This window comes from Streptomyces sp. NPDC021212 (assembly GCF_044332925.1).
Lineage (GTDB): Bacteria > Actinomycetota > Actinomycetes > Streptomycetales > Streptomycetaceae > Streptomyces.
The window spans coordinates 1-6,016 of record NZ_JBIRPZ010000031.1 but is presented as its reverse complement, the minus strand read 5'-3'; the positions used below and the strand labels follow the sequence as shown (position 1 = coordinate 6,016).

1 protein-coding gene is annotated in these 6,016 nt (G+C 71.1%); it reads right to left on the bottom strand.

Annotated elements, in window-relative coordinates:
- Window positions 1-61 precede the first annotated feature (61 nt).
- The coding region (locus tag ACH4SI_RS41790) for an SDR family NAD(P)-dependent oxidoreductase (protein WP_398306229.1) at window positions 62-6,016 on the bottom strand (5,955 nt) is incomplete at its 5' end.

Sequence of the window (6,016 nt, the reverse complement as noted above, 5' to 3'; positions counted from 1 at the left end):
TGATCTCATCCATGCGGCTAGTCCGGGCGAGGGGTGGGGCGAAGCGGGAGTTGGCGGCCGGTCACACGTCCCCTACCACCTCGTCGATCAGGGCGAAGATCTCGTCGTGGCTGGCTGCTTCGAGGTCGACGGAGCGGCCGTCAACGGCGTCTCCCCCCGCCGGAGCATTGATGCTGATCCGCTTCAGCAGTGCCCTCAGCCGTGCCGCGGCTCCCGACTGCTGAAGGTGCTCGGCCGAGGAGACCGCGAACGCCGCCTCCAGCCGGTCCAGTTCCTCCGACACCTGCGGCTCTGCCGGGATCTCGTCTGCGAACAGCTCCTTCTGGAGGTGTTCCGCCATCGCCAACGGGGTCGGGTAGTCGAACACCAGGGTCGCGGGGAGTCGGAGGCCGGTCGCCGCGTTGAGCCGGTTGCGCAGTTCGACGGCGGTCAGCGAATCGAAGCCGAGCTCCTTGAACAGCCGCTGCACGGGCACCGCCCCGGAACTGTTGTGCCCGAGCACGGCGGCCGCGTGTGAGGACACCAGCTCCTGGAGGGCACGATCGCGGTCCGGGACGGCCAGCTGCGCCAGCCGTTGACGCAGACCGGTGACGGCGTCACCCGTGGTTGTCTGCGTGACCCGCCGGACCGGTGCCCGCACCAGCCCTCGCATCAGCGCCGGAACCGTTTCCGATCCGGCCTGCGCACCGTGCCCGGTGAGTTCCAGGCGTACTGGAAGCACTGACGCTCGCACATCCGACCGCGCGACGTCGAACAGGGCCAGTCCCTGCTCAGCCGTCATGGCGGCGATGCCCGAACGCGCCATCCGGGCGAGGTCCGAGGCCCCCAGATGAACGATCATGCCAGCGCTCTCGGCCCAGGGTCCCCAGCCGAGGGAGCTGGCCGGCAGGCCCTGGGCCCGGCGGAACTGGGCTAGGGCGTCGAGGAAGGTGTTGGCCGCGGCGTAGTTGCCCACGCCTGCGCTACCGAGCGCCGCAGCGGCCGACGAGAACAGTACGAACTCGGCCAGGCCGCTGTCCTTGGTCAGCTCGTGCAGATTCCAGGCGGCGTCCACCTTGGGGCGGTAGACCACGTCCAGCCGTTCGCGCGTCAGGGACTCCACGGTCCCGTCGTCCACCACACCGGCGGTGTGCACCACACCCGTCAGCGGATGCTCCGCCGGGATGTCGGCGAGCAGCCCGGCCAGAGCCTGCCGGTCGGCCACATCGCAGGCCGCCAGCGTCACCGTCGCCCCCATCTCGGCGAGCTCGGTGGCCAGTTCCTCCGCGCCGGGAGCCGCCGCCCCCCGGCGGCTGACGAGCAGCAGATTCCGTACGCCGCCCTCGGTCACCAGATGGCGGGCGACCAGGCTGCCCAGCGCTCCGCTCGCACCCGTGATCAGGTACGTGCCGTCCGGGTCCGGTACGGGCGGCAGATCGAAGACCATCTTGCCGATGTGCCGTGCCTGGCTCAGGTGGCGCAACGCCTCCGGGGCGCGCCGGATGTCCCAGGTCGTCAGCGGCAGCGGCGCGATCGCCCCCGCCTCGAAGAGCGCGAGCAACTCGGCCAGCATCTCCTGGATACGGTCCGGCCCCGCGGCGTCCAGCAGGTCGAAGGCCCGGTAGACGACGCCGGGATGCCCGGCGGCGACCGCCTCCGCGTCACGGATGTCGGTCTTGCCCATCTCCACGAACCGGCCGCCGCGCGGCAGCAGCCGCAGGGACGCGTCCACGAACTCCAGGTTCAGCGAGTTCAGCACCACGTCCACGCCGCGGCCGCCCGTGGCGGCCGAGAACTTCTCCTCGAAGTCCAGGTCCCGCGACGAGGCGATGTGCTCCTCGTCCAGTCCCATCTCCAGCAAGGTCTCCCATTTGCCCGAGCTCGCCGTGCCGAACACCTCGGCGCCGAAGTGCAGGGCCAGCTGCGTCGCCGCCATTCCCACACCGCCGGTCGCCGCATGCACCAGCAGCGACTGGCCGGCGCGCAGGCCGCCCAGGTCGACCAGCCCGTAGTACGCGGTGAGGAAGGCGATCGGTACCGAGGCGCCCTCGGTGAACGACCAGCCGTCCGGGAGCCTGGTCACCATGCGCTGGTCGGTTACGGCGACCGGCCCGAAGCCATCGGCGAGCACGCCCATGACCCGGTCGCCCGGAGCCCATCGCTCAACGCCGGGCCCGACCTCCACCACCACGCCGGCGCCTTCGCTGCCCATCGAGCCCTCACCGGGGTACATGCCCAGAGCGATCAGCACATCGCGGAAGTTCAGGCCGGCCGCGCGCACCGCGATTCGGACCTGCCCCTCGGCGAGCGGCGCCGACGCCTGCGGAACCGGAAGGAGCGCGAGGTTGTCGAGCGTGCCGCGGCTGGTGACATCGAGTCGCCACGGGTCCGGCCCGGCGGGCGGCTGCAGCGTTCCCGCGTCGGACGACAGCCGGTCCAGCCGGGCCGTCAGCACCTTGCCCTTCCGGACCGCCAGTTGCGGCTCCCCGGAGAGCAGCGCCGCCGTCGGGAGAGGTCCGACCGGCTCGCTCCCGTCGAGGTCGAGGAGGACGAAGCGGTCGGGGTTCTCCGACTGCGCGACCCTCACCAAACCCCACACCGGCGCCTGTGCCAGATCGACGAGGTCGTCCCCGAAGCCGGTGGACACCGCGCCGCGGGTCACCAGAAGGAGGGTCGACGAGGCGGAACGATCGTCGGCGAGCCAGGACTGGATCAGGTCCAGCACCTGGTACGTCACCTCCCGCACCGCGTCCGGCGCGGCAGCGGAGCCCGTGGCGACGGGCGCCACCACCACGGCCGGGAACGCGCTGTTCGCGCCCGTCCGCTCGCGCAGCTCCGCCAGGTCCCGGTAGGCGTCGACGGGGACACCGGCCGGCAGCCCCGCGGTACCTTCGGCGCCGAGCATCCCGTCGGCGTTCCCGCCCAGTACGGCCCAGGACCCGTCCGGAAGCGCCCGGGGGGCCTCCGGCAGTTCGGGCCAGTCGACCCGGTACAGCCAGTCGCGGTACGCGTCCGGCGAGACTGCCAGTTCCTCCTCTCGGAACGTCCTGACCACCAGTGCGTCGGCCGAAGCGACCGGCCTACCCGTGCCGTCGGCCATCAGGACATCCACCGTGTCGGGCCCGGCGGGCCTCAGCCTCAACCGCAGGGCCGACGCCCCCATGGCGTGCAGCGTGACACCGCGCCACGTGAACGGCATCCGGACCTGCTCCGCTTCTTCCGAGGGCATCAGTCCCATGCCTTGCAGCACCGAGTCGAGCAGGGCCGGGTGGAGGTGGAAGAGCGCGGCGTCCGACTGCTGCTCCTCGGCCAGGCCGGCCTCGGCATACAGCACGTCACCGCGGCGCCACGCGGCCCGCACCCCGCGGAACGCAGGTCCGTAGTCGACACCCCGGTCGCCCAGCACCTCGTAGAGGTCCTCGACCGGCACCGCGACCGCGCCGGTCGGCGGCCACACGGTCAGTCCCTCCGGTTCCGGCGAGCCGCCGGGCCGGACGACTCCAGTGGCGTGCCGCACCCAGGGTGCGTCCGCGGTAGGGTCCTGCGGCCGCGAGTACACGCTGACGGCCCTGTCTCCCGAGTCGTTTTGGGCGTCCGGGGCGTTCACCATGAGCTGGAGCTGGACGGAGCCGTTTTCCGGCAGCACCAGCGGTGCCTCCAGGATGAGTTCCTCCAACAGCCCGCAACCAAGTCGGCCGCCGGCCTGAAGTGCCAGCTCCACGAACGCCGTGCCCGGCAACAGCACGGTGCCGCGCACTGCGTGGTCCGCGAGCCAGGGGTGACTCCGAAGCGACAACTGGCCGGTGAACAGGAAGCTCCCGGAGTCGGGCAGCGGCACGGCGGCGCCCAGCAGCGGATGATCCGCCGGGCCAAGGCCAGCCGATGCCACGTCTCCCGACTTCGGAGCTCCGTCCTCCAGCCAGTAGCGTTCGTGCTGGAAGGGGTAGGTGGGCAGGGAGATGGTCCGGGGGTCGGTGCCGGCGAAGGCCGGGGCCCAGTCGACGGCGAGTCCTTGGGCGTGGGCCCGGGCCAGCGAGGTGAGGAAGTGCCGGAGGCTGCCCTCCTCGCGCCGGAGGGTGGCCAGGGTCATGGCCGGGGCCATGCTCTCCTCGATGGTCTGCTGCAGACCGATGGTCAGGACCGGGTGTGGGCTGACCTCGACGAAGCTGTGATGCCCTTCGTCCAGGAGGGTGCGGGTGGCTGCTTCGAACTCCACGGTCTGGCGCAGGTTCTGGTACCAGTACTCGGCGTCCATCGTGGTGGTGTCCAGCCAGGTGCCGGTGACCGTGGACAGCACGGGAACGCGTGCGGCACGCGGGCGGATCACGGCGAGGTCGGCCAGGAGCCGTTCATGGATTGCTTCGACGTGGTGCGTGTGTGAGGCGTAGTCGACCGGGATCCGGCGGTTGCGGATATCACGGGTCTGCAGCTCGGCACGCAGTTCGTCCAGTGCGTCGGGATCTCCGGCGACGACCACGGACTGCGGACCATTGACCGTGGCGATCGAGATCCGCCCCTCCCAGGGACCGATCAACGTCACGGTCTCCTCACGGGAGGCTCCCACCGAGACCATCCCGCCCCGCCCGGCAAGGAGATCGGCGATGGCCCGGCTGCGCAGGGCAACGATCCGTGCCGCGTCGTCCAGGCTCAGGGCTCCCGCCGCGCACGCCGCGGCGATCTCTCCCTGGGAGTGCCCCAGCACCGCGTCCGGTTCCACGCCGTGGGCCCGCCACAGTTCGGCGAGGGAGACCATGACCGCCCACAGGACCGGCTGGACGACGTCCACGCGGTCCAGTGACGCGGCGCCTTCCGCTTGGCGCAGGACGTCGTCCAGCGACCAGTCCACGAACGGCTCCAGAGCCTGCGCACAGGCAGCCATGTGTCCGGCGAAGACCTCCGAACTCTCCAGGAGCTCCACCGCCATACCCGCCCACTGCGACCCCTGACCGGGAAAGACGAACACCGTCTTGCCGGGGGTCTGCACGATGCCCCGTGCAAGGTGAGGAGCGGGAAGGTCCTCGGCCAGCGCGTCCAGAGCGGCAAGCGCCTCGTCCCGCTCACCGGTGACGAAAACACCGCGTTCGGCGTGAACGGCCCGGGTCGTGAGCAGGGAATGCGCCACATCAACCGGACGCAGATCCACATCGGCCCGCAGATGAACCGCAAGACGCCGGGCCTGCGCGGCCAGAGCCGGCCCCGTCTTCGCCGACAGCAGCCACGGCACCGGCCGGCCGGCCTCCGCCACCTGCGCCGACTCCGACACCTGCGCCAACTGCCCGGTCTGCGCGGGCTGCAGGGCGGGAGCGGGCTGCGGAGCGTGTTCGATGACAACATGCGCGTTGGTCCCGCTCACGCCGAACGAGGAGACAGCAGCGCGTCGTGGCCGGTCGGTCTCGGGCCAGGGCACCGCCTCGGTCAGCAACTCCACCGCACCCGCCTCCCAGTCCACCTGCCTCGAAGGCCGGTCCACATGGAGCGTGCGCGGCAGGAGCCCATGCCCCATCGCCTGAACCATCTTGATAACCCCGGCCACACCCGCGGCAGCCTGGGTATGACCGATGTTCGACTTCAACGACCCCAGCCACAAAGGCCGGTCCGCCGGACGGTCCTGCCCATAGGTGGCGATCAACGCCTGCGCCTCGATCGGGTCACCCAGCCGGGTCCCCGTGCCATGAGCCTCGACCGTGTCAACGTCAATCGGCCCCAGACCCGCGTCCGCCAGAGCCCGCTGGATCACACGCTGCTGCGAGGGACCATTCGGCGCCGTCAGACCATTACTGGCACCGTCCTGGTTGACCGCGCTGCCGCGCACGACGGCCAGCACCGGGTGCCCGTTGCGGCGGGCGTCCGACAGACGCTCCACCAGCAGTACACCGGCACCCTCACTCCAACCGGTACCGTCCGCGCCCTCCGCGAACGCCTTGCACCGCCCATCAGCGGCCAGTCCACGCTGCCGGCTGAACTCGATGAACGTGGCCGGGGTCGACATCACCGCCACACCACCCGCCAACGCCATCGAACACTCACCACTGCGCAA